Source organism: Sphingopyxis sp. LARHCG72 (genome assembly GCF_052871675.1).
In genome coordinates, this window is the sequence record NZ_JBIXJU010000007.1 from 191,485 (window position 1) to 215,984 (window position 24,500).

At 64.4% G+C, this 24,500-nt stretch carries 23 protein-coding genes; 6 read left to right on the forward strand and 17 right to left on the reverse strand.

The window, feature by feature from the left end; all coding sequences use genetic code 11:
- Positions 1-105: 105 nt before the first annotated feature.
- Entirely contained in the window at positions 106-1,488 is a 1,383-nt protein-coding gene (locus tag ACIPPQ_RS16685) for a spinster family MFS transporter (protein ID WP_446545189.1), read from the reverse strand.
- Between the two features lie 145 nt (positions 1,489-1,633).
- Between ACIPPQ_RS16685 and ACIPPQ_RS16690 the strand changes: the two genes are divergently transcribed.
- From ACIPPQ_RS16690 to ACIPPQ_RS16705, 4 genes are all read left to right on the forward strand, one after another.
- On the forward strand, positions 1,634-3,820 hold the full coding sequence (locus tag ACIPPQ_RS16690) for a TonB-dependent receptor (RefSeq protein WP_446545190.1): 2,187 nt from the start codon (positions 1,634-1,636) through the stop codon (positions 3,818-3,820).
- A gap of 67 nt (positions 3,821-3,887) precedes the next feature.
- Positions 3,888-4,358: a DUF3237 domain-containing protein gene (locus tag ACIPPQ_RS16695; RefSeq protein ID WP_446545191.1), complete on the forward strand. Its 471-nt coding sequence runs from the start codon at positions 3,888-3,890 to the stop codon at positions 4,356-4,358.
- Positions 4,359-4,896: 538 nt separating this feature from the next.
- Entirely contained in the window at positions 4,897-5,184 is a 288-nt protein-coding gene (locus ACIPPQ_RS16700; RefSeq protein ID WP_446545192.1) for a type II toxin-antitoxin system RelE/ParE family toxin, read from the forward strand.
- Positions 5,184-5,483 carry a HigA family addiction module antitoxin gene (locus tag ACIPPQ_RS16705; protein ID WP_446545193.1) on the forward strand — a complete coding sequence of 100 codons (300 nt, stop codon included), beginning with the start codon at positions 5,184-5,186 and terminating at the stop codon, positions 5,481-5,483. The genes ACIPPQ_RS16700 and ACIPPQ_RS16705 overlap by 1 nt, the downstream gene beginning before the upstream one ends.
- Positions 5,484-5,638: 155 nt before the next feature.
- Here ACIPPQ_RS16705 and ACIPPQ_RS16710 read toward each other — a convergent pair whose 3' ends face one another.
- From ACIPPQ_RS16710 to ACIPPQ_RS16770, 13 genes are all read right to left on the reverse strand, one after another.
- Positions 5,639-5,944: a helix-turn-helix domain-containing protein gene (locus ACIPPQ_RS16710; RefSeq protein WP_446545194.1), complete on the reverse strand. Its 306-nt coding sequence runs from the start codon at positions 5,942-5,944 to the stop codon at positions 5,639-5,641.
- Positions 5,945-6,043: 99 nt separating this feature from the next.
- Entirely contained in the window at positions 6,044-6,274 is a 231-nt protein-coding gene (locus ACIPPQ_RS16715) for a DUF2274 domain-containing protein (protein WP_446545195.1), read from the reverse strand.
- Between the two features lie 2 nt (positions 6,275-6,276).
- The gene (locus ACIPPQ_RS16720; RefSeq protein ID WP_446545196.1) at positions 6,277-7,545 is read right to left on the reverse strand and encodes a TrbI/VirB10 family protein; all 1,269 of its coding nucleotides are present in this window, start codon (positions 7,543-7,545) and stop codon (positions 6,277-6,279) included.
- Entirely contained in the window at positions 7,542-8,369 is an 828-nt protein-coding gene (gene trbG / locus ACIPPQ_RS16725) for a P-type conjugative transfer protein TrbG (protein ID WP_446545197.1), read from the reverse strand. Before trbG ends, ACIPPQ_RS16720 begins: the two co-directional genes overlap by 4 nt.
- On the reverse strand, positions 8,366-9,211 hold the full coding sequence (trbF, locus tag ACIPPQ_RS16730) for a conjugal transfer protein TrbF (protein ID WP_446545198.1): 846 nt from the start codon (positions 9,209-9,211) through the stop codon (positions 8,366-8,368). The genes trbG and trbF overlap by 4 nt, the downstream gene beginning before the upstream one ends.
- 3 nt (positions 9,212-9,214) lie before the next feature.
- The gene (trbL, locus tag ACIPPQ_RS16735; RefSeq protein ID WP_446545199.1) at positions 9,215-10,537 is read right to left on the reverse strand and encodes a P-type conjugative transfer protein TrbL; all 1,323 of its coding nucleotides are present in this window, start codon (positions 10,535-10,537) and stop codon (positions 9,215-9,217) included.
- 141 nt (positions 10,538-10,678) lie between these two features.
- Entirely contained in the window at positions 10,679-11,389 is a 711-nt protein-coding gene (trbJ, locus tag ACIPPQ_RS16740; RefSeq protein WP_446545200.1) for a P-type conjugative transfer protein TrbJ, read from the reverse strand.
- Position 11,390: 1 nt separating this feature from the next.
- Entirely contained in the window at positions 11,391-13,850 is a 2,460-nt protein-coding gene (gene trbE / locus ACIPPQ_RS16745) for a conjugal transfer protein TrbE (protein WP_446545201.1), read from the reverse strand.
- Positions 13,844-14,113, reverse strand: coding sequence for a VirB3 family type IV secretion system protein (locus ACIPPQ_RS16750; RefSeq protein WP_446545202.1), 270 nt, complete (start codon positions 14,111-14,113; stop codon positions 13,844-13,846). The genes trbE and ACIPPQ_RS16750 overlap by 7 nt, the downstream gene beginning before the upstream one ends.
- The gene (locus ACIPPQ_RS16755) at positions 14,110-14,442 is read right to left on the reverse strand and encodes a TrbC/VirB2 family protein (protein WP_446545248.1); all 333 of its coding nucleotides are present in this window, start codon (positions 14,440-14,442) and stop codon (positions 14,110-14,112) included. The genes ACIPPQ_RS16750 and ACIPPQ_RS16755 overlap by 4 nt, the downstream gene beginning before the upstream one ends.
- 20 nt (positions 14,443-14,462) lie before the next feature.
- Entirely contained in the window at positions 14,463-15,449 is a 987-nt protein-coding gene (gene trbB / locus ACIPPQ_RS16760; protein WP_446545203.1) for a P-type conjugative transfer ATPase TrbB, read from the reverse strand.
- Positions 15,446-15,847 carry a CopG family transcriptional regulator gene (locus ACIPPQ_RS16765; protein ID WP_446545204.1) on the reverse strand — a complete coding sequence of 134 codons (402 nt, stop codon included), beginning with the start codon at positions 15,845-15,847 and terminating at the stop codon, positions 15,446-15,448. Before ACIPPQ_RS16765 ends, trbB begins: the two co-directional genes overlap by 4 nt.
- A 26-nt stretch (positions 15,848-15,873) precedes the next feature.
- Positions 15,874-17,901 carry a conjugal transfer protein TraG gene (locus ACIPPQ_RS16770; protein ID WP_446545205.1) on the reverse strand — a complete coding sequence of 676 codons (2,028 nt, stop codon included), beginning with the start codon at positions 17,899-17,901 and terminating at the stop codon, positions 15,874-15,876.
- 364 nt (positions 17,902-18,265) lie between these two features.
- Here ACIPPQ_RS16770 and ACIPPQ_RS16775 point away from each other — a divergent pair, with 364 nt between their 5' ends.
- On the forward strand, positions 18,266-18,541 hold the full coding sequence (locus tag ACIPPQ_RS16775; RefSeq protein WP_446545206.1) for an HU family DNA-binding protein: 276 nt from the start codon (positions 18,266-18,268) through the stop codon (positions 18,539-18,541).
- Positions 18,542-18,975: 434 nt separating this feature from the next.
- The gene (locus ACIPPQ_RS16780; RefSeq protein ID WP_446545207.1) at positions 18,976-19,353 is read left to right on the forward strand and encodes a hypothetical protein; all 378 of its coding nucleotides are present in this window, start codon (positions 18,976-18,978) and stop codon (positions 19,351-19,353) included.
- Between the two features lie 183 nt (positions 19,354-19,536).
- Here the strand turns inward: ACIPPQ_RS16780 and ACIPPQ_RS16785 are convergent, their stop codons facing one another.
- Genes ACIPPQ_RS16785 through ACIPPQ_RS16795 form a run of 3 tightly spaced genes read right to left on the reverse strand, consistent with a single transcriptional unit; the run spans position 19,537 to position 23,950 of the window.
- On the reverse strand, positions 19,537-20,283 hold the full coding sequence (locus ACIPPQ_RS16785; protein ID WP_446545208.1) for a hypothetical protein: 747 nt from the start codon (positions 20,281-20,283) through the stop codon (positions 19,537-19,539).
- Positions 20,280-23,438: an N-6 DNA methylase gene (locus ACIPPQ_RS16790; protein WP_446545209.1), complete on the reverse strand. Its 3,159-nt coding sequence runs from the start codon at positions 23,436-23,438 to the stop codon at positions 20,280-20,282. Before ACIPPQ_RS16790 ends, ACIPPQ_RS16785 begins: the two co-directional genes overlap by 4 nt.
- Entirely contained in the window at positions 23,435-23,950 is a 516-nt protein-coding gene (locus tag ACIPPQ_RS16795) for a hypothetical protein (RefSeq protein ID WP_446545210.1), read from the reverse strand. The genes ACIPPQ_RS16790 and ACIPPQ_RS16795 overlap by 4 nt, the downstream gene beginning before the upstream one ends.
- Between the last annotated feature and the right edge of the window lie 550 nt (positions 23,951-24,500).

A 24,500-nucleotide genomic window follows, 5' to 3' on the forward strand; every position in this document is an offset into this window, starting at 1 on the left:
GCCGCGGCGGGCCTGTCATAAGGTCCTCGACGACCTTCGCGCAATCGCAGCGCATGGCGCCCGGCCCCTTCCCGGTCAACCGGCCTTCGCCGATCGGGGCAGGAGTCAGGTGCCGGCCGCGTCCGTCGTTCGGGCAAGGTCGCGGGCGAAAGCCGAAAAGCCCATCGTCAGGATGATCGCCGCAAGCGGCAGCGCGACGCCCGTCACCAGAGCGATCGAATAGCGCAGCGCGCCGTCGTCGCCGAAAAGATGATCGGTGAGCAACGCCATCAGCATCGGACCAAAGCCGAGCCCGGTCAGGTTGACCACGAAGAAATAGAGCGCCGTGACGCGGGCGCGATATTCGTTCGGCGTGATGAATTGCAGCGCCACCGTGCCGACGCCGTGCATCGTCAGCATCGGGAAGGCGAGCGCAAGCATGACGAAGGCGAGCGTCGCGTCGGGCATCAACGCCGCCGCGAGCAGGGGCGGCCCGCCGAGCAGGATCGACAGGCGCATGACGCGCAGATGCGCGTCGGGAACGCCCTTCGCGAACATGCGGTCGGCGAGCGTCCCGCCGATCACCAGCCCCGCCGCGCCGCCGATCGCCATGATCAACCCGAACCACAGCCCGGCCTGCGATACGTCCATGCCATAGGTGCGCGCAAAGAAGGTCGGCACCCACGCGATCACGCCGTACATGACGAGCCCGATCAGCGACATGCCCGCGAACAGCGCCCCCAGCGCGACGCGCTGCCCGGCGAGATGCGCCAGGAAACCGGGGGCGGAGGTCATATCGTCGGGTGCGGCGGTCCGCCGGAGACCATGCCGCAGCGGCTCGCGCACGGTGAACAGTAACAGGCAGACGAGCAGCCCCGGCGCGGCGACCCAGAGGAAGATCGTGCGCCAGGCCTCGACCGGACCGATCAGCGGCAGGTCGACCATCGGCGCCGCGAGCACGGCTTGGACGACAAAAGAGCCGAGGATCATCGCGACGCCCGATCCGAGCGGCACCCCGATCGAATAGACCGCCATCGCGCGCGCAAGCTTGTTACGCGGAAACATGTCGCTGAGCATCGAATAGGCCGCGGGCGACAGCGCCGCTTCGCCCACCCCCACGCCCATGCGGGCGAGGAACAGCGTCGCATAGCTTCCGGCGAAGCCGCACGCCGCGGTCATCACACTCCACAGCCCCACGCCCGACACGATCAGGTTCCGGCGGTTCCAGCGATCGGCGATCCACGCGATCGGCAGCCCGAGCACGGTATAGAACAGCGCGAAGGCGAGCCCGATGAGCAGGCTGACCTCGGTATCCGAAATCTCGAGCGCCGCGCGGATCGGCGCGACGAGCAGGCTGAGGATCATCCGGTCGACGAAGGACAATGTGTAAGCGAGCAGCAGGACGCCGACGACGTACCAGCTATAGGCGGGGCGCGGCCAGCCCGGCTCCGCATCCTCTGTACCGACCGGCTCGCCTTGCGTCGCACCCTTCGCGATCTGTGTCGCCATCGATCCCGTCCTCCCGATCGCCGCCCGCTCTTGCACCACAGGTCGGCCTGTTATATAGAAACAGTTACTTAGAAAACTAAGTAATTTTGCGACCGAGTCAAGCCTGATCGGCCGCAGATAAAAACAATGTGTTGGGAGACGCGAGATGACCTATTTCCGAAGGAAGCAGTCCGTCCTTTTCCTCACCGGCGCGGCACTAGCCGCCCTGCCCGCGGCAGCCGCGGCGCAGGACACCGCCGATGACACGAGCGGCGACATCATCGTCACCGCGCAGCGACAGGAACAAAGGCTTCAGGACGTTCCCGTCTCGGTCACTGCCTTCGGCGCCGAGCAGCTTCGCGACAACAGCATCGAAACGGTGCAGGACATCGCGATCCGCACGCCGGGCCTTGCGGTGAGCGCGGTCGATCCGATCAACACCAACTTCGCAATGCGCGGCATCGGCAGCGCGCCGGGCATCAGCCAGAACGCGGGGGGCGACCCGTCGGTGGTCGTGTTCATCGACGGCGTCTATGCCGGACGCGGCGGCACTCCCGACCTCGATGCGCTCGACCTCGAACGCGTCGAAGTGCTGCGCGGGCCGCAGGGCACCTTGTTCGGCAAGAATGCGATCGGCGGCCTCGTCCAGTTCATCAGCCGCAAGCCGACCGACGAAACGAGCTTCTTCTTCGAAGGCACCTACGGCAATTACGACCGCGTCGGCGTGATCGCGCGCGGCAACATGGCGCTGACCGACAAAATCTATCTGTCGGCCGGCCTGTCGCACAAGCAACGCGACGGCTTCGAATATAACGAGACCACCGGCAATGACGTCAACGACCTCAACCTGACGACGGGCCGCGTCGCGCTGCGTTTCGTGCCGACCGACACGCTCGACATCATCCTGCGCGCCGACGTGTCGCATCAGGACCAGAAGGGCAATCCGCGGCACAATAATTGCGACACCAGCTTTCAGGGCGGTATCCACTGCGTCGGCATCAACCCCGATCCGCGCGTCGTGAACGCGTATATCGACGGCGAGGTCAAACGGACGATCCAGACCTATTCGGGCGAGGTCAACCTCGACCTGCCGTTCGGAACGCTGACCTCGCTCACCGCGCTCCGCAAGGTGAAGTTCAACTTCGTCACCCCCTTCTTCAGCAACCCGATCAATCCGCCGGCGCAGATCGAATCGACGAGCTTCGGCGAGGAGGACAACAGCCAGTTCAGCCAGGAACTGCGCCTCTCCTTCGACGCATGGGACGGGCGCCTGAAGGGCCAGACGGGTGTCTATTTCCTGAAAGAGAATAACGACCGCGTCGAAGGGCAGATCCAGGATTTCCCGAGCCCCGCCAATTCGGGGATCGGCATTTATCCGCAGTCGGTCAACGCGCGCAGCATCGCGGTCTTCGGGCAGGTCGATGTCGAGATCGTGCCGTCGCTGACCGCGACGCTCGGCGCGCGCATGACATGGGAGCGCAAGAGCGGCCGCTTCGCCGGTTTCAAGGCCGACAGCGGTCCCGGCCTGCCGCCGCCGCTGGGTTCGCTCGCAGGCTACGACGTAACCGGCAAGAAGAATTGGAAGGCCTTCACGCCGCGCTTCGCACTCAACTGGAAGGCCACCGACGATATCCTTCTCTATGGCTCGGTCGCGCGCGGTTACAAGAGCGGCGGTTTCCAGGGCCTGTCGGGTACCGCCACGGGTGCGTCGACGCCCTACGACCCAGAATTCGCATGGGGTTATGAAATCGGCGCGAAGACCGACTGGCTCGACCGCCGCCTGCGCCTCAACGTCGCGGCATTCCGCACCGACTATTCGGACCTGCAAATCTCGCAGCTGATCCCACTCTGCTGCGTCGTCGTCAGCAATGCGGCAAAGGCGCGGATCAAGGGGATCGAGGTCGAGGCGGTCGCACGGCCGTTCGAGGGGTTCCAGATCGACGGCAGCTATGCCTATCTCGATGCGAAGTTCACCGAATATACGATCCCGGGCCAGAATTACGCGGGCAACCGCCTGCCGCGATCGCCGAAGAACAAGTTCAACATCGGCGGGCAGTTCGAGGCCCCGATCGGCGACCTGTCGGCAAAGCTGCGGGTCGACTATAGCTGGGTCGACGACGCCTTTTTCGAAGCGTCGAACATCCCGCAGCAACTCTGGCCGAGCCACGACAATCTCGACGCGCGCCTTTCGCTCTCCGGGCCCGACGATCGCTGGGAAGTGTCGCTGTGGGGCAAGAATCTGACCGACGAACTGACGCCGACCTATGTCACCTATTTCGGCGCCTTCCGTCAGATCCTGACCCCCTATGCGCCGCCGCGCACCTACGGTGTTACGGTCGCATTCAAGATGTGACCCGCGGGCACGGCGGCACCCCTTTCGCCGCCGTGCCCTTCCCCTTCGGTCCTTGAAAGGATGATCCATGGACGAACCCCGCTTCCGCTCTCTCTGTTCGTACACCGCCACGTTCACCGAACCGCAGCAGATGATCGGCAAGGCGCATTTCGGGCGCCGGATGATCGCCGCGCTGACCGGCGGCGAAGTCACGGGCGAGCGGCTCCACGGCCGCGTGATGCCAAGCGGTGGCGACTGGGCGACGATCGACGACAGCGACACGCTGCGGCTCGACGCGCGCATCACGATGGAAACGCACGACGGCGCGCTGATCTATGTCTCCTACCGCGGCGTGCTGCGCCCGCTGGCGGCCGCGCACAAACATGCCCGCAAGGGCGGACCGCAAACGCCCGAGGAAAAGGCCGAGGTCTATTTCCGCACCACCCCGATGTTCGAAACGGGCGACGAGCGCTATCTCTGGCTCAACGACATCGTCGCGGTCGGCCTCGGTGCCAGCATTGGCGGCGCCGTACGCTACGACGTGTTCGAGCTGCTTTAAGGGGACATCGATAGATTGGTAGCGGAGGAGGGATTCAGCTATACTGATCAAATCATTGATTTTAAATTCTTTTCGGAATCCAAGTCTGAAAATCTGCCCCAAAAATGGTAGCTTTTCGATGAGTTGCTCTGGTTTTACGACAAATGGCGAGCCATTGGATTTACTGGCTCGAAGTCCTTTGATTTGGCCGCGTGACCACCCTCTAAATGACTGTCGCCTCCCGCAATTCATAGTCCTCACCGTGTCGGCGATCGCCGGAATTCGTCGAGCTCCCGCCTCGACGAACTTCAGCGTTGCTTCGAAGCCGTCGAAGAGGTCGTAGACTGGCGTCAGAGTGCGGTGGACCACGTCAGCAAATCCTTCTGTAGCTCGGCGATGCTCGTGGCCGTTGCGACCTTCGCCGCACTCGTGCGACTGTGCGTCCAGCAGTGGGCGTGAACGAAGCGGAACGGCCCATGATCCGCCGTTTTCTGCCAATCCAAGGCGCTCATGTAAAGCAAGCCTTGACATTGCGCGTGTAAAGTGGCACTTTCCATTTGTGGAGATCGAGAGCATCAAGGACAAGGCGCTTCGGCGGTTCGTCGAGACGGGCAAGCCGAAGGGTCTGCCCGGTGATCTGGTCGACCGGCTGTTCAAGATGATCAACTTCATCATCGCAGCAGAGACGGTCGACGAACTCGGAACGCCGCCCAACTATGGCCTGCACCCGCTGACGGGTGACCGGGCCGGGACATGGGCCATGACCGTCACTCGCAATTGGCGGATGACATTCTCGATCGACGACCAAGATTCGATCATCGACCTGGATTTGGAGGACTATCACTGATGGCTATCAAGGTTCACCCCTCTTTCGCGATCCATGCCGGCGAGTGGCTGAAAACGGAGGTCGTCGAGGCCAACGGCGTGTCGATAAACGAGCTCACCGAAGCGTTCGGCGTCAGCCGTCAGACGGTCAGCGCCGTACTCAATGGCCGCACCACGCTGACGGCCGACATGGCCATCCGCTTCGAGCATGCGTTCGGCGTGAAGGCCGAGACGCTGCTGCGCATGCATGCCCGCTACGAGCTTGCGAAGGCGCGGGAGCATGAAGCCGACCTCGCTGTGAGGTCACTCATCGCTGCCTGATCATGTTGGCCTATGCTCCTCGTGATCAGTCGTTATAGCCCGCAACATTTAGACGCCCTTGGAGGAGCCGGCTCGATCCAAGCACGGACAGGCGGAGGCAAGATTATGCAGGCGATTTCGAGCTCGCCCTACCCGGCCATGCGCACGCAGACGCGTCACCGATCGAAGCTCCGCTTAGAAGAATTGCCGGGACGTTGGCCTTTGAACCCTACACTCCGACGATCGCCTCCATGCTGCGGCCGCGGGTGATCCTGTAAAAATTGTCGCAAGCTCTGGACATAAATGAGCGTCGCCTTGCCCACCTTCGCAGCGTCAATTTTGCCGTCGGCGATCAATTGGTAAATCTTGGTACGGCTGAGCCCCGTCACGCGTACCGCTTCGGCGATCCGAATGCTGATCGGATCGAGCCTCGATACTGCTCGTTTTTTAGAGCCTTTCGGGCATTGTTCGAACGATGCCATAGTGGACCTCCATGGGCATTTCGCTGTTCGCGGCCTACGGGACCCGGCCGCTCGTTACCTCAAGCCTGCAAGATCGGCCTCCGGAGAATCTACGGCGCCTCATCGCCCGCGCCTGGGCAATTTCTCGATCCTCGCGAATTCGCGGTCGCTATCGAGAAAAACGGCTAGCATCGCCGGGATGAGATCAGTCACGGTCTCTTCGACGCCGTAAATCTCTGCATAGGCTGCGGCATAAGCGGAAAGGCGCCCATGCAGGTCCGGCAGCACCGCGATTGCAATCTTGATGGGTGTCCGATCTGGAAGTCGGCCGAGCTTGAGATCCGCCATCATCTTTACCCTCCGCGCCACGGTCGCAGGACGAGATCCTTGTGTACGACGACCCGGAGCGGCCAGCCGGGCCGAACCTTCAGCGTCGGTGGTACATCGAGATTCCGCGCAACGAGCTGATCGCCGGCCCGCGCCCCCGCCTGCTGGGTCGACTCCCGGATCGCGCGAACGAGATCGCTCTCGCGGCTGCCCGTGCCGAGCTCGGTCCCGACGCCGAGCAATGTCGAAAGCGCGACGCCCTTCAGAAGCTGCCATGTGTGACGATCGATGCGATCGGCGAGACCGGCATAACCCGCCGTGTCGCTGGCGGGCACATTGTCGATCCGGATCGAGGCGCCGTCGGGCAAGATGATCCGCTGCCAGACGACGAGCGCGCGGCTTTGCCCGAACGCCACCACGCTGTCATAGCTGCCTATCAGCCGCGAGCCTTGCGGAAGGAGCAAGGTCCGCCCGGTGACGCTGTCATAAGCATTTTCGGTGACCTGTGCCGTCACGATGCCGGGCAGGTCCGAGTTCAGCCCGGTGATCAGGCTGGCGGCAATCACGGTGCCGGCGTGCAAAGTCCAGGGCGAAGCCGCCACCTCGAGGCGATGCGGATTGATGTCGTCGCCTGCGTTCGATCGTCCGACGAGCTGGTTCTTGCGCCGCTGGCCATTGGGATCGCTCCCGCGATCGGAAGCCGCCGCGGCCAGCGGTGAAGGCGCGCCCGTTTCTGTCGCCGGTTCGGCGGCAGCTGGCCGGGCCGTGACATTGGCAAGCTGCATCATCACCCCGGACTCGCGCGCCGCGCGCTGCTCGGCGGCAACGCGTTGGCGTTCGGTCTCAGCCTGCTGCGCCGCGCGCGCGGCGGCATCCGCCTCGGCAGCGGCTGTCGGGTCGATGGCACCCTCCATGTCGAGCTGGCGCTGCCGCGCCAAAATCGGCCTGCCGAGATCGCCCGGCAGCGGCGGCCCCAGAGGAGGAACATCGCCATAGCTCTTCGGGACGCCCGCAAGAACCTCCGAGGCCGATTTGGCGGCGACGGGCGCGCGATCGTCGTCAGGACCGGGCGAGTCAGGATCCGGGCTCCGCAGCGCGAACCAGCTGACACCGGCCACCAGGACGGCAGCGATCCCGGCGATCGTGACAATCGCGCCGCGACGAAATCGCGCCACGCGCGCGGGCTGCGCGCGCATCGCGAGGCTTTGCGGCGCGACCTTCGCCGGCGCTTTGCCGGGCGAGACGGCGTTGTCGCCGGAAATGTTTGCGTTGTCTTCGGGAACAGCGTCGGTCATGCGCCCCTCCCTCGCTTTGCTGCCGCCTTGCCGGTCCGGGCGATCCGGACAATTGCCTGCTTCTTGCCGCCCAACCGGAGTTCGGCGGCGGCGAAGAGTCGATCGACGACATAATAATGTCCTGCGACCCGGTAGTTGACGAGCTCGGCCGCGCCCTTTCTATCGACGACGAACAACGGTGGCGCTTCACCGGCGGCGATATCCGCCGGAAACTCGATCCAGGTCTGGCGACCGTCGTCGAACGCGCGCAGCGGCCGCCATGCGGGCTTGTCGCCGCTGATCGCATAGCCGAAATCGAGATTCTCGATCGAGATGCCGGCAGAAACCGGGCGGGCCGCCTCCTCAGCCGCCTGCCGACGCGAAAGCGCGAGCAATTCATCCTGCGGATAAGTCCAGCGGATCGCGGTCATCGCGGTCGATACGGTGCTGGTCAGCTGGACGTGATAGACCCGCCGGTTGGTCGCGACGACGAGATTTGAGGAAAGTCCTGCCGCGAACGGCTTGACGAGGAGGTGCGTACGCCGCGTCTCGCCGCTGCCGCTGGTCGTGTCGCCGACCGTCCAGCGGGACGTATCGCCGGCGGCGACCGAGACAAGCGTCTCGCCAGGTTCGAGCGCGATGTCACTGACCCGACCCGGCGCCGTGTAGAGCCGGTAGAGCACGCCATCGGCAAATGGATAGACCTGCACGGCATTCATATAGGCAGAGGCTGCCGGCTCGCGGATCGCGGCCTTGTGCGCGGAGGCGACCCCCGGCGCGCCCTGGGCGGATGCAGCCGGCGCAAGCGCGGCGAGACAGGTCGAGAGGACGAGGAAGCGGATCATGGAGCATCTCCTTCGAGCGAGGCCTGCTGCGTCGGCCGAGCGGCGGGGCCTGGAGCGAGCGGCGATCCGGACGGAATATTGCCGGAGGCCCCCAATTCGGACGGCGCGGCGGACGGCGCTCCCGGCGGTCCGGATTGTCGGAGCGCTGGCAGCGCCGGCGTCTCGAGCTCACGGCTCCAGTCAATCGCATCGACATAGAGACCGAGCGGATTTTTGCGGAGAATCTCGGCCGAGCGCGGCGTCTTTACCTTGATCGTCACAACCGCCGTCCAGCGCGATGTCCCCGACAGGCTGCCGCGCTCATAGGCCTGCTCGGTCCAGTTGACGCGGAAGCTGTCGTCAGACGAACGCACGATGCTGGTGACCTGCACCGATACCGTGCGACGCCCGACCTCGGCGAAGGGATTCGCGGCGCGGGCATATTCGCCGAGGAACAGCGCCCCTCGCTCGGTCGCGAAATCATAGGCAGCGAGCCAGTTCTCGCGCATGAGCACGGCGTCGAGCGAGCGCGAACGGATATGGGTGATGAAGCGGCCGAGATGCCAGGCAATCTGTGCGTCGCTCGGCCTATAGTCGGTATCGGCTTTCGCCACCGCCTGCGCCTGCCCCAATTTATCGACCTCGACGACATAGGGAATGACACGGCTCTGCATCGACTGCCAGACGAGTGCCGACGACAGACCTATCGTCAGGAACAGCCCGCCGAACGCCATCAGCCGCCAGTTCTTCGCCTGGACGCGCGCCGAACCGATACGCTCGTCCCAGAGCTGGCCGGCGCGCTGGTAGGGCGTTTCGGGTTCAGGCGTCTGCCCGTAGCGCTGCAATGCCCGTTTGAATGTCATGGCTTAGTCCCTTTCCTTGATATCGGGTGCGATGCCGGCGCCGCCGCGATCGCCATCGCGAATGGCATGGACGGCCACCTGCCGCCGGTGGCGGGCGTTCTGCTGATCCTGGAGCCGCTGCGCCCAGGCTGGCGCGGCGTCGGACGCGACGGGCGCGGAACTGCTGCCTGCCGCGGCGCTCCCCTTTCCTCCCGACCCGGCAGTGCTGCCAGCGTTCCACGCGGCCTGCTCGCCGCGCTGGGCAGCCGCATCGAGCGCCGCCACCGAGCGCAGGCGCTGTCCGGCGGCGCCCTTGGCGGCCGTCGCGACGCCTCCCAGCCCCGCGCCGACGGTCGCCGATCCCGACGTCTCCTGGCCGAGCCTGTAGGCAGTGGACGCGGCGCTCCCCATTGAAGTGCCGGCGCGGATCGCGCCGAGTCCCGTGCCGCCCAAGCCGCGCGCGGCGGCAACGGCTCCGGTGCCGCCCATCGCCAGACCGCCGGCGGCGAGCGCGGTGGTCGCGACGGCCGAGCCGGCGCCGAGCTGCGGCGCGCCGGAGACGAGACCCGAGGCGATACCGGGGCCAAAAATCGCGAGGCCGAACAGCGCGAGGCTCGCGAGCATCAGCGATACCGCCTGCTCGATCGTCACCTCCTCTGCGGTGAGCGCGCTCGTGAAGTCAGCGAAATAGTTCGAGCCGATCCCGACGATCACCGCGAGAACCATGACCTTGATGCCCGAGCTCACGACATTGCCGAGCACCCGCTCGGCGAGGAACGAGGTGCGGTTCCACAGGGCGAAGGGCACGAGCACGAAGCCCGCCAGGCTGGTGAGCTTGAATTCCAATATCGTGATGAAAAGCTGGATCGCGAGGATGAAGAAGGCCGCAATGACGATCAGCCAGGCGATGACGAGCACCGCGATCTCGACGAAATTGTCGAAGAAGGCGATCGGACCGACGAGTTCCTTCGCCTGTTCGAGCAGCGGCCAGGCCGCCTCGAAGCCGGTGCCCGCGAGGCGGCCCGGCATCAGCAGGTCGTCGGGACCTATTGCGCTGCCGCCGGCGGTGAGACCGAGGCCGGCGAAGGAGCGAAAGATGACTTCCGACAATGTCTGGAAGCTGTTCAGGATCAGCGCGAAGACACCGACGTAGAGGATCTTCTTCAGGAATTTCGCGAGGACATCGTCTTCGCCGCCGAGCGCCCAGAAGAGGCCGGCAAGCGTGATGTCGATGCCGACGAGGATGGAAGTCAGGAAGCCGACATCGCCGCCGAGCAGCCCGAAGCCGCTGTCGATATAGGCGATGAAGACCTGCATAAACTGATCGATGATATTGAGATCGTCCATCTTTCCTCATCCTCGAATTTTGTCGCGGGGGCCGGCGGCAGACGGCCAATGGAAAACCGCTGTCGCGGCGGCCCCCACGACGGGGCAGCTCTCGGGCGTGTGATCTGGCGTGGCCCGTCCTGCCCCGTTCGGTCAGCTAGCTCAGCGCGGCGCCCACGCCTTGCCGTCGCCGAGGAAGCGCCGGGTCGACGCGCGCGCTTCGCGCTCGACCTGCGCGCGCCGCGCGCGTTCGAGCGTCGTCTCTCGGAACTGGGCCGACATCAGCTGCTGAATCTGGAACTGCTGCTTTGCCGCGAGCGCGAGCAGCTGGTTGGTTGCCTGCGCCGCCTGCAGGCCGCCTTCCGCGTCTTGGCTCCGCTCGACGATCGCTGTGAGCGCCTCGGCGTCGCCCCTGACATTTTCGACGATGCCGCTCTGTACCGCCATCGCCTGCCGGAACGACGCCATTTCGGCATCGAGCCGCGCCTTTGCGGACGCGATGCGCGCGTCACGCGTCGCCAGATGCTCAAAGCTGATCGGGAAGGCCTGGCGGAACTGCTCGTCGAGGCGGTCGACGCGAAAGTCGATCCCCTGCACCTGTCCCATCAACCGATCGATCTGGGCGAGGCGCTGTTGCAGGGCAGTCATCTGCGGAAAGTCAATCGTCGCCAAATTCTTCTGCTGGTTGACCAGTATCTGCGCTTCGTTCTGGAGTGACTGGATCTGCTGGTTGATCTGCTGAAGCGTTCGCGCCGCGGTGAGCAGATTCTGCGAATAATTGGCACTGTCGAACACCGGGACCGCCCGCACCGGCACGACCGGAACCGATGCCGCGGCACAGCCGAGGAGCAGTACCATCACGAACTTCTTCATCTCAAATCTCCTTCTCAGGCTCGGGGGATGTGTCGAAGCGGCCGAGCAACTCGGCCGCCCAGGGCAGACCGCGCTCGGAGAGGAAGCGCGCGGCAAAACCCGCGCGCCCATGCTCGGCGAGGATGCGGTTGATCGCTTTCTGGACTTCGGGATCGGAGGCGCCGCAGAGCGCGAGCGCGACGGGGCCGAGCCCGAGTTCGAACAGCCGGTTGCCGCGCGCCGATTGCAGATAATATTGGCGCTTGGGAGTCGCTCGCGCGACCAGTTCGATCTGGCGTGCATTGAGCCCGAAGCGCGCATAGGCCGCTGCGCTCTGCGGTTCTACCGCCCGGTCGTTCGGCAACAATATGCGTTGTGGGCAGCTTTCGATGATCGCCGGCGCGATCGCGCTGTCGGCGATATCGGCCAAGCTCTGCGTCGCGAAGATCACCGATACATTCTTCTTGCGCAGCACCTTCAGCCATTCGCGGATGCGCGCGGCAAACAGCGGATGGTCGAGAAAGACCCAAGCTTCGTCCAAGATCAGCAGTGTCGGCCGCCCGTCGAACCGTTCCTCGATCCGGTGAAACAAATAGGTCAGCACCGGCGCGACGACGCCCGCCTGCCCCATCAGCGCCTCGGTCTCGAAGCATTGGACGTCGGCGAGGGCGAGATCGTCCTCGGCGGCGTCGAGCAATCGCCCGAACGGCCCTTCGAGCGTATAGGGTGCGAGCGCGGCGCGTAGCGGTGCCGATTGCAGCAGCAGCGACAGCCCTGTGAGCGTGCGCTCTTCGGGCGGCGCGCTCGCGAGACTGGTGAGCGCCGACCAGAGCGCCTCCTTGATCTCGGGGGTCACCGCCACGGTCTCGCTGGCAATGAGCGCCGCGATCCAGGCCGCGGCCCAGGCACGCTCGTCGGCCCCATCGATCAGGCGCAGCGGCTGGAAGGCGATGCCGCCCTCCCCTGCGGCATCGCCCTCGCCGCCGAGGCCCAGCGCATGATGCGCACCCCCCATGGCGAGAACCGCGGCGCGCGCCGACGCGCCCTTGTCGAAGATATAGACCTGCGCGCCGGCGTAACGGCGGAACTGGATCGCGAGCAGCGCCAGCAGCACCGATTTGCCCGCGCCGGTCGGGCCGACGATCATCATATGGCCGACGTCGCCGACATGGGTCGAAAGCCGGAAAGGCGTCGAACCGCTCGTCTCGGCATATAGCAGCGGCGGCCCGCCGAGATGCGCATTGCGCGCCGGTCCCGCCCACACCGACGACAGCGGCATCAGATGCGCAAGATTGAGGGTGTGGACGAGCGGCTGACGGACATTGGCGTAGACCTGCCCCGGAAGCGAGCCGAGCCAGGCTTCGACCGCATTGACGCCTTCGCGGATAGAGGTGAAACCGAGCCCGTTCACGATCCGCTCGACCCCGCGCAGCTTTTCCTCGACGCGTGCCCTCTCGGCGTCGGCGACGGTGATCGTCGTCGTGAGGTGGCCGAAGGCGACATGATCGCCGCCGAGCGCCTGGAGCGCGAGGTCGGCGTCGACCATCTTGTTGTCGGCATCGCTGTCGAGCAGCTGCGCCGGCTGATTGTACATGACCTCGCGCAGCAGCGCCGCGACCGACTTGCGCTTGTTGAACCACTGGCGGCGCAGACGCGTCAACGCCTTGGTGGCTTGCATCTTGTCGAGTGCCATGAAGCGCGTCACCCAACGATAGGAAAAGCCTTGATGATTGAGGGCATCCAAGATGGCGGGCCGGGTGAGATTGGGGAAACCGAGGATGGTGAGCGTGCGCAGGTGCTGTCCACCAAGCATCGGCTCGAGCCCGCCGACGAGCGGTGTGTCGGCGAGCAGCCCGTCGAGATAGACCGGCGTTTCGGGGACAGCAATGTCATGGCGTCGTGCCGAGATCGTGCCGTGGAGATAGGTCAGCATCTCCTTGTCATCCAGTGCGCGCACCTCGGGCATGAAGCCGGCGAAGAGATCGCGCGCCCGGTTCGTCGCGGCGACGAAGGCCGCGAGCGCTTCGCGCCAGTCACGCGCCTTGCCCGCCTCGCCGCGCTCGACGAGCCACCGCCCTGCCCGGTCGCTCTGGTCGGCGGGCGGCAGGAAGGTCAGCGTGAGCGTGAGGGCGCTTTCATAATGCGCCTCGGCGCCTTCGAAGGCGGCGCGCCGTTCCTCGTCGACGAGCCACGACGCGGCGTCGGGAAAGCGGCTCGCGGGATAGCCCGGCGCCGGTCGGCGTTCGGCCTCGATATGGAGCGCCCAGCCCGAGCCGAAGCGCTTGAGGACATTGTTGGCGCGCGCGGCCACCGAGACGAGCTCGCCCTCGGTCGCCGACTCAAGATCCGGACCGCGAAAGGCGAGCACCCGGCTGAAGCTGCCGTCCTTGTTGAGGACAACCCCCGGCGCGACCAGCGCGGCCCAGGGCAGATGGTCGGCGAGCCGATCGGTTTTCCGGCGATATTCGCGCAAATTCAGCATGAGAAATGTCCCTTCTGACGCAGGTGCCGCAGAAGCACCGGAGCAAAATCGGGATCGCGCTTGGCGGCGATCACGGCGACGCTGTGACCGAGCGCCCAGAGCGCGACGCCTGCGATCCATTGCTGAAGCCCGAGACCGAGCGCCGCCGCGATGGTGCCGTTGAGGATGGCGAGCGCGCGCGGCGCGCCGCCAAGCAGGATCGGCTCGGCGAGGGAGCGGTGCAGCGGCGCCTCGAAGCCTTCGGTATGCTCTCCGCCGCTCATGCGATCAGCGCCCCGCCGCCGAAGCTGAAGAAGCTCAGGAAGAAGCTCGATGCCGCGAAGGCGATCGACAGGCCGAAGACGATCTGGATCAGCTTGCGAAAGCCTCCGCCGGTCTCGCCGAAGGCGAGCGTCAGCCCGGTGGTGATGATGATGATCACCGCGATGATCTTGGCGACCGGCCCCTGCACCGATTCCAGCACCTGCTGGAGCGGTTCCTCCCACGGCATCCCCGAGCCCGCGGCCTGGGCCGTCGCGGCGAACAGCAGACCCGCGGCAACGGCAGCGATTGCGATCGGTGTTTTCCGGCCATGCCTAGGCAAATCGAACATCATGACAAAATCTCCTGTTCTCAATCAGTCAGTGCGACATCTTCGATGGCGTATGAGCCGTCGGCCCGCAGGCCCGCGACGCGCGCGACGGTCTCGACGCGGCGGGCGAGCCCGCGACCGGCGATAAAGATCACGACGTCGATCGCCTCGGCGATCAGCGCGCGGGGCACGGTGACGGTGACTTCCTGGACGAGCTGCTCGAGCCGGTAGAGCGCGGCCGCGGCGCTGTTGGCGTGGATCGTCGCGATCCCGCCTGGATGCCCTGTATTCCATGCCTTGAGCATATCGAGCGCCTCGCGCCCGCGGACCTCGCCGACGATGATCCGGTCCGGGCGCAGCCGCAGTGTCGAGCGGACAAGGTCCGCCATCGTCACCGCGCCAGCGCCGCCTCCGACAGGCCCACGCGTACGCAGCGCGACGACATCGCGCGCCGCGCATTGGAGCTCGCGCGTATCCTCGATGAGGATGACGCGCTCGTCGCGCCCGCCCATTTCGGCGAGCAGCGCATTGGCGAGCGTTGTCTTGCCCGACGACGTACCGCCGACGATCAGAATGTTGCGGGCTTCGGCAACCGCCAGAGCGAGCAGCCGCGCCTTTTTCGCCGACAGGATGCCGCCGGCGACATAGTCGCCGAGCGTATGGATTTTGGCGGCGGGCTTGCGGATCGCGAAGCAGGGTGCGGTCGCGACCGGCGGCAACACGCCCTCGAAGCGTTCGCCTGCCCCTTCCCCATGCGGCGGCAGTTCGGCCGAGACGATCGGCGCGGTGGCATGTGCCTCGGTGCGCGCGTGCGACGCGACGAGACGGATGATCCGCTCGACCTGCGCGGGCTCGAAGCGCGCGCCGGTGTCGCTGCGCCCCTCGCCGAGCCGGTCGATCCATAGCCGCCCATCGGGGTTGATCATGATCTCGACGACGACAGCGTCGGCGAGCGCGGCGGCGATCGTCGGCCCCATCGCAGTCTGGAGCATCGCGCGGCTGCGCACAGCGGACAAGGTTTCGCTCATGACATTTCGCCCGAACGATCACGCCCCGCGCCAAGCGTGCGGGTGCCGCTCGCCATTGCCTCGGCGACGCGCTCGACAAAGGCATTGAAGCGGTCGCGCCCGATGGCGCGCGCCGCCGCGTCGCCGTCGGCGAGCGGCGCCTGGATCATCAACTGGTAGCGCACGAAGAGCGCGAGGCTTTCGAGAAGGATATGGCCGTCGCGCTCGATCCGCCCGAGCGCGAGCGACATACGATCGAGGCGAGCGCTGAACCGGGTTTCGAGTTCGGACACGGCCTGGCGGCCGAGCCAGGCAGTGAGCGCGTCGACGAGGATCGCCGACTTGCTCGCGCCGGGCTTCGCGGCGAGCGCCTCGAAGCGGGCGCTCAATTCCTCGGGAAGGAAGAGCTGATAGCGCACCTTGTTTTCCTTGCGGCGTCCCATGATCAGAAGCTCGGCAGGGTGTCGTCGTCGTCACCCTGGTTAATCGCGTGCGCGCGCTGCACCGCGTCCGCGCCCCGCGCGCGGTCGATCGCGCGCTTGTCGGCGGCGGCATCATCGTCGTCCTTTTCGAGACCGAGCATGTCGAGTTGCTTCGGCGGCTCGGCGAGCGCCGGCGCCTCTTCGGCGATGTCGGGGGTGCGCTGCTGATGGAGGCCGCCATCTTCCTGTCCGGCGTCGCCGTCGGCAGCCGTCGCGAGGCGGATGTCGGGCCGCCGCGCGAAGCTGCCCCAATCGTTCGGCCGCGGATTTGGCCGGTCGGGACAGCCGCCATCCGCTGATTGCGGCGGATCGAGCCGCCGGTCGGAGAAGTTCGCATCTTTATAATATCGCAGCTTCTTCGCGCGGATCGGCGCCATGCCGGAAACAAGAACAAGCTCGTCCTCGGGCGGCAGCGCCATGACCTCGCCCTGCGTCAACAGCGGCCGCGCGGTTTCCTGACGGCTGACCATGACATGCGCGAGCCAGGGCGCGAGCCGGTGCCCCGCATAGTTGCGCATCGCGCGCTGCTCGGTCGCGACGCCGAGCGCATCCGAGATGCGCCGCGCCGTGCGCTCGTCGTTGGTCGCGAAGGCGATGCGGACGTGGCAGTTGTCGAGGATCGAATTATGTTCGCCATAGGCTTTTTCGATCTGATTCAGCGACTGGGCGATCAGAAAGGCTCGCACGCCATAGCCCGCCATGAACGCAAGGCTCGTCTCGAAGAAGTCGAGCCGCCCGAGCGCCGGAAACTCGTCGAGCATCATCAGGAGTTGATGTCGACGCACCTTCGATCCTGGAGTGTCGAGCTTCTCGGTGAGCCGGCGACCGATCTGGTTGAGGATAAGGCGGACGAGCGGCTTGGTGCGGCTGATGTCCGAGGGCGGCACGACGAGATAAAGCGACAGCGGGACTTCGCCCTCGACAAGGTCGGCGATTCGAAAATCGCAACGCGAGGTCACCCCCGCCACCGTTGGATCGCGGTAGAGGCCGAGGAACGACATTGCGGTCGACAGCACGCCCGAGCGCTCATTCTCGCTCTTGTTCAAAAGCTCGCGCGCGGCGGAAGCGACGACAGGGTGGACCCGCGGCGCAGCGTCCGTGCCGAGGTGATTGGTCGTCATCATCCGCTTCAGTGTGGCGGCGAAGGGCCGCTGCGGATCGGAGAGGAAGGTCGCGACACGCGCGAGGGTCTTTTCCTCCTCGGCGTAGAGGATATGGAGGATCGTACCCACGAGCAGCGAATGCGATGTTTTTTCCCAATGGTTGCGGCGTTCAAGCGCCCCTTCGGGGTCGACGAGAATGTCGGCGATGTTCTGCACGTCGCGCACTTCGTGCTCGCCGCGGCGCACTTCGAGTAGCGGATTGTAGCGGGCGGACGCGGCATCGGTCGGATTGAACAGCAGTGTGTGCGAGAATTTCGAGCGCCAACCCGCGGTCAGCTTCCAGTTCTCGCCCTTGATGTCGTGAATGACCGCGCTGCCGGTCCAGCTGAGTAAAGTCGGAACGACCAGCCCAACGCCCTTCCCCGACCGCGTTGGGGCGAACGCCATGACATGCTCGGGACCATCGTGGCGCAGATAGCGCGAGCCGAGACGCCCTAAGAGCACGCCCGTTTCGCGATGCAGCCCGGCACGGCGGATTTCCTTCCCCGTCGCCCAGCGCGCCGATCCGTAGGTGGTGACCTGACTCGACTGGCGCGCGCGCCACAAGGACCCGCCGATCGCAGCGGCGCAGCCGAAGAAGCCGCTTGCCGCGGCGAGCGTCCCCGCCTTGTCGAAGACCTCGGGGGCATAGGCTTCATAATGATACCACCAGGCAAACAGCTGCCACGGACGGTAGACCGGCATGCCGAACATATCGAACCATGCCGCGCCGAGCTGCGGTTGATGGCCGAGCAGCGCGGCGGCCCACTGCGTGGCGGCCCATATTCCCGCGATCATGATCGCGAAGACCAGCAATATCTGTCCGACGAGCAATTTGGTGGGTGTCATTACGGGCTCCGTTCGTGGGCGCCGGACGAAGCCGGCTAACCAACGAAAGATCAGCGATCGCAGCGATAGCGAACACTGCGCTTGGGCGGCAGAATGCGGCAGAGTGCGGCAGCTGACGCGCAAGAAACACGCCGACGCGGACTATTGGACCGGAAATTCCGACCGTCAGGTCGTGAATCGGTTTGACGACCTGCCGAGTCGGCATCGCATCTGCAGCGCCGCCGCGATTGTATCGCCCGGCGGGATCGGGGCGCGCCGACCGTATCAAGGCTAACACCCGGCGAAGGAATATGGCGTTCGGCTCTGATGCTTCCTATACGGGCCGACCGGTCGGGATGGATCCGGACGCAAGTGGAGAAATTATATGAATCATGCCGAACTTTCGGACGCTGTCGCAACCTCGCTCGGCGCAAGCAAGGCAGACGGCAAGAAGGCCGTCGATGCCGTGTTCGCCGCGATTTCCGACGCTGCCGCGAAGGGCGACGAGGTGTCCGTCAACGGCTTTGGCAAGTTCAAGGTCAAGGAAACGGCCGCTCGGGAAGGCCGCAACCCTTCGACCGGCGCTGCGATCCAGATCGCAGCCGCGAAGAAGCTGACCTTTGGCGCCGCAAAGGCCGTCAAAGACCGTTTGAACGGCTGATCCGCCCTTCCCCGCCGGTCTGACCGGCGGGGAATTTCGGTAAAGCTGGCTATCAGCCGCGCGCCCGATGTCGGCCGTTCGCCGCTAATCTGATTTTTCTCAAAACCTGCCGTTGGCTCACCTAACAGCCCGCGGGAGCTTGATCGGCAATGTACGGAGGCTTTGCGGTCGTTCGCTATTGAAATGCCCGCTCACCTGCGCATCATTGGGCTGGATGCAGGTATGAAGAGCTGGGGAGGGTTAAACTCGTGGCGAACTTCACCCATTATCAGACACTCGATCCCTCGGCCTATCGGGCATCGAGGGAGTTGATCGAACGCGCTGATCGCGAGCCACCATCGATGATCGCCTTCATGTTGCGGTGGATGGGTTCAACGGGTGGATGGCGGCCGTCACTGGCTGCGAGCGCGACTTCGAGATGATCAACGCACTCGTTGCCGAACCCCGCCTCGTTGTGGCATGCGACCAACTCAGGGCAGGAAATTCGAACATTTGCCTCGCACTGGCCAGTGCTCAACGTCTCAAATGTTCATGCCAAGCTGGGCTTTGATGCATTCCGTCGTCTTGATCGCGCGACTCTTTTGGTTCAATGCGAGGTACAGAACGTCAAGCGGCAACCGGCGGTTTGGGCGCCGGGCGTCGCGCCGAACTGGGAGCAAACGCTACGGACCATCTATCAGGTGCGCTGCAACCTGTTTCATGGTGAAAAGCCGGAGCAGGCGACCCGCGATCGCGGTCTCGTTTACGCCGCCGATCGGATTCCCCATCATTTTCTCGCGGAAACCGGATGCCTCGACTGGTATGACCTATGAGCGTCTCGCCGTTTAGATAGTGGACAAGGCCGTGGCGCTGAGCGGCCAGCGCCAACACTTCAACGAGGCGCGCTTGTCGCGCCCGTCTCGACGGCGTCGGTGCTGGTGCCGAATATTAAATTTCGGGCCAATAGCATGGGCGATTAGACACGCACTCACGGTCAATTAGACACGCACTCACGGTCAATTCGCGAGCGGAACGGCCCTAGCAGCCTTCTTCTTCGGCGATCTGGCGGACCGCTGGCTGGAAACAGAATAGCCGAATTCCAGGAAAAAATGAGCGACCCTGATCGTCCCGTGCGTTGGTGCCAGATGCGCGTCCCGATCATGCTCGGTGTCAAACTCTGCGGCGGGAAACATCGTCGAAGGGGCTTCAAAGGCCCCGCCTGTCGATGAGGGTCTCAGCCGAAGAGTTGCCGATCGTGCCGCGTTGGACAACTCGTCGCACAACGGAGTCAGCACATCATGCTTGGGATCGGTCAGCATGGCGACCATCGCGGCGATAGCTTCGCCGCGCGCATAAATGCCGGTCACGAAGCGGCCCAAGCCCTTATTTCCGAGATAATGATCCCGATCGGCCTTGAAGCGGCTCATCTTCTTGAATTCGAATACCAATGCAACGGATTGAGTTGTGGTATTGAAGCTGTAGACGATGTCAGTCCGCCGCTCCTCTTGGACCTCGGCCGTTTCGAGATCCATTTCCAGTATGACATTTTCGGCGGACCAGTGGCCCAGCAGGCCGCGGCGCCGTCCCGTCACCAATTCGGCATGGGTCTTGAGCGCCTTGGTGAGCACAGGTTCGTGAAGTTTCGGGTGGAAACCTGGCTTTTGGTTGGCTGCAAGCGTGGCCCAGCTCTCCATCAGCGCGTCAACCGCCTCGGTCGCGCTTTGGAGAGGGAATGCCGTGAGCCAGTCGGATGTGCCGGTCACGCAGGCACTCGCTTTGATGGAGAAGGATCGGCCGCCACGCGCTGCACCGTGCGGACCATCTGTTCGGCGTCGCGCAGCGCGTGGCGAACGGTCCAGCTTCGGCGGGCGAGCGGGCGTACGAGATAAAGATCGCCACCGTTCCAGATCTGCGTGTCGGGAACAAGTTGCATGGCATCGCCCGATGGGATGACCGACAGCCCAGCCTCACGAAGCTGTGCAACGGTCGCGAGCACCAGAGCGTCGTCGATCTGGCTGCGGTCCAGCACGGGATTATCGGTCACTTCCGGGCGATACCGCACGCGTACGATGCCGAGCGGTCCCTCCCGGCTTGGTTCGCTCGCCATCACGCCGACCTCAAACTGGCCTTGGCCGCCCATCCGTTCTCGCCACTCGGTCAATGCGCGACCGAGCGTGCGGGCGTAGGCATCGAGATCACCAGGAGCGAGCCGAAGCTGCGCCAACTCGCGCATCCGCTTGAAGCCGCGCGGACGGATCGCCGGCATCAACTTGTCGACCGTCTCGCGCACCAGTTCCTTCTCGGTCGCGCCAAGATCGAAGAAATTGAAGACATGCTCGTCGAGCATCGCTTGGTTGGCTTCGTAGCGTGCCGCTTGCTGCAACTCAGGCACGCTTTCCAGCGCGACCAACCAGTCGCTGACGGCCTGCATTGCGACGAGTGCCTGGTCGGGATCGGGCGCCATTTCGGGGCGGAAGAAGGGGAAGGTCTCGACATCCTTGAGATGGACGCCGTTCCGCTCCGCGAGCATCTTCCATGCGCGCATCATCAGGAAATAGCGGGCGAGGCTCGAGCGCAGATAAATGGTCGCAAAGCGGAGCAACGGCGCATCGCCAGGCGCCCCGGAGATTACGCCAACGCTGTGGGTGAAGCTCGCAGGTTTATCGAAGAACACGGCCCGCACCGATAGCTCCTCGCGCGAGAAGCCGTCCGGGAACAGCACGCGGGGGCCGTCGAATACCGACATCAGGCCGTCGTTCAGCCCGACAACGGTGGTGCGCGAAGGGGGCCAGGCATTGAGGCGATCGGGATGGAGCACCGGGGCGCCGGTGCGCAGCGCCTCAATCGGAATATGCTTCATGTCCCTTAGCCGGTCGGCGCTTTCCGGTGTGCGGCTCTTGTCCTCGAGATGCACGCCTTTCCGGTTGACCCATTGTCGGAATTCTTTGGGCCCTTTCCAGAAGTCGCCAAAGGACCCGAGCGCATTGAGCCGGGACCAGAGCGACAGATCGTTTGCGTCGCCCCACATATAAGTGATGAGACGTTGCGGGTCCTGCGCGATTGACCGCGTGTCGAGGAAATGGCGATCAGCGGTCTGCATGGTGAGACGGCCAAACGCCAGGCTGAGATCGGCCTTGGGCACGCAATAGTCGAAGCTTTCGCCGTGCGGGATGCGTGTCGCCCTGATTCGTTCGATGCCGTCGTCACGGGGCTCCGGTGCGGACCGCGCCGTCCCAATGAACACGTGGCAGGTGTTCGATGCGGTCGGGAACAGGAGCTGTTGGAGATCGCCGAAATTGATCAGCCGGAGCGGCTTAGCACGCTCGAGAAATTCGCTGACGAAATCTGCGCTCGACGCGCCGAGGAATTGCCCGATCGGGAGGATGAGGCAGATCTTGCCGCCGTCCTCGAGGAAGTCGAGTACCCGCATGGCAAACGCTCCGGCAATCTGCCGGCGCACGAAGGGAATATCGGTCGATTCGACCCAGACGTCTGCGCTGGTCTTCACGTCGCCCGGTGGCTCTGTCCAAGGCGGGTTCGACAGGATCAGCGTGAAGCGCTCCCCCTTGAAGCCATGGCTCGGGCTGAACAGGTCACCGGCTTCGCCATAGAAGAGATTGGTCTGCTTGAGCGACGGGAGCTTAACCTGCTCGCTCTCCTGGGCAGTGAGGATGTCGGCGGGATCGAGACCTTCAAGCACGGACAGATAGAGGCTGAACGCGGTCACCCGGCAAGCCATCTCGTTGATGTCAGCGCCGAAGATCTGGCGTTGGAGAAGTTCCCCGCGCTCCTTGAAACCGAGTTGGCGGCCCGACATCGCCTCGGCATGAGCTAGTAGCCGACGAAAGGCGGTAGTGAGCAGGATACCCGATCCGCATGCGCCATCGAAAATCCGCTCCGTCAGCAGATTGTCCGAAAGCGCCAGAACCTGTTCGACCGCCAGCATGGCTAGGTGTCGGGGCGTATAATAGGCACCGTCACGCTCCTGTTGCTCGTCGGAGAGCAACTCCTCGTAGAGCCCTGACAGCAATTCGACCGGAATGTAGCTGAAGTCATAATTCCAGAATGACCCCTGACCGGTGCGCATGTTGGTGCGCCGCAAAAACGAGTCGAGCGTCAGGAAACCCTTGGCGTCGAGTTCGGACCAGGGGTCGTGGCGATCATCGCCCAGGAAGTCGCCGTTGAAGTCCTGTCGCAGGCAATCGATCAACTTGATGATGCCGTCCCGGTCGCCGGCCATGACAAGGTCATGGAGAGAAGCCACACCGCGCCGGTTTCGATAATGCGCGCCGACAATCTGCCGATGTTCGAGATAGGAGATGAAGAGAATTTGACCCATCAGCAGCTCGGCAAGTCGGCGCCAGAGCCGCGCGCGTTGCTCGGGGGCCAGATCGTTCTGCTGCTTGAAGCCTTCCTCCGCCAGTATTTCCACGGCGGCCGAGAGATTTTCTAAGAGCTTGCGATCGACACGCGCGCGCAACTCGAACCATTTGGGCAAGCGCTCGGAGAGGTTCGCCGATGCGACCTCCAGCGCAGAGAAGGGGCCATCGGGCGCCGCTTCGGCGAGCGTCAGGCGCTCCTGCGCATTCTTGAGGCGTCGGACCGGTAAGGCGACGGCGGTGTCGCCGCGCACGTCGATCACGACGGTGGCGAGGTTTTGGTTCCAGATGCGCTGGCGGATAGTGTCGAGCTGGTCGCGCGACAGTGGCTGATCCTCGTGGGAGACGAACACGACCGCTGGGACGCCTTCGACATCGAAGACGGCGCGAGCGCCGATCGCTCCGTTGTCGCTCAGCATCGCGCGTAATTCGAGCGCGTAAGGGTGCGTGTCGGGCACGTCATCGGTGCGCAGATGCAGCTGCGCTGGTTCGGCCGAGTAGCCGAGCCGGTCAAGCCAACCCTGCAGCATCTCGCTCATCGCCCGACCGCCCTGGCTGTCGGAGACGGTACTGGTGCAACTGCCACGTCGCGCACCGCACGGACCGGGAACAGCTCCAGTTGGCCCTCGCGGCGCGCGGGCGATGGCAAAGCAAAGCCTTCACGCAGGACGTCGAGGTGCCGGTCAAGACTGAGAATGAGGGCATCTTCGCCGGACACCGAAACATCGCCAGCGCCCAGCAGCTCCCAGCGGTCATTGCCATAGAAGGCGATCCGCCGTCCCCAGAGAGCAATGAACGACGTGCGCTTCAGGGCCTGACGCAAGCTGCCGAACAGGTCCTTATGTCCCTGCAGCTCCACGCGGAACTGGCGATGCAGCGTTATCGCCAAGCGGAGCACCAAAATCGTCTGCCAGCTATATTGCGCCGGTGCGCCCTTTCGGCCCGGCCGCTCGTCCGCCGGGATGAGCGCGCGCCGAACCGTCCATTCACGTAGCAAGTCAATGGAAAGGCCGGTCAGGCGGCTGGCAACTGGCGTGGCGACATAATTCATCAAACGATCCAAATCGGGTATCCTACCCGAACTTTCCGAGAACGGGTACTCTACCCGATGTTTTAGGTAAAGCTGTGTCTTTGCCGTTCAGCCGTGGTGTCGTCCAGTGTCCAAATGGTGCGCCGCGTAACGGGCGTTTAACTCGTCGCCGCGCTGAAACCAGCGAAATCCCAATCGACCCACCAAAGCTATAGGTGAGAGCATCTCGTTTTTACACCGAGAGGGGCAGCGGTCGGATTGCCGACTTTTCCTAATTAATGTCGAAACCGGCCTGTCAGCAACCGGCCATCAGCGACGTGACCAAGTGACGATCTTGCCGTTGTCGTTCACATGACGCCCCGTCTCTTTCAGAAAGAAAAAGGCGGCCAGCGGAGAAATCATAACACGCGCGATCACGCGAGGCGACCTTTCTGAAGGGCCCGGCGCGCGCCGTTCTCGAGCTGGGAGCCGCCGCTCTTTTACAGCATCCTCGCCCTCGGACCCCCAGCGGATGATGTCACGATTCATCACAGGGCGGCCTGGGTCGCTTGTCAGGATATGAGGGCTTTCC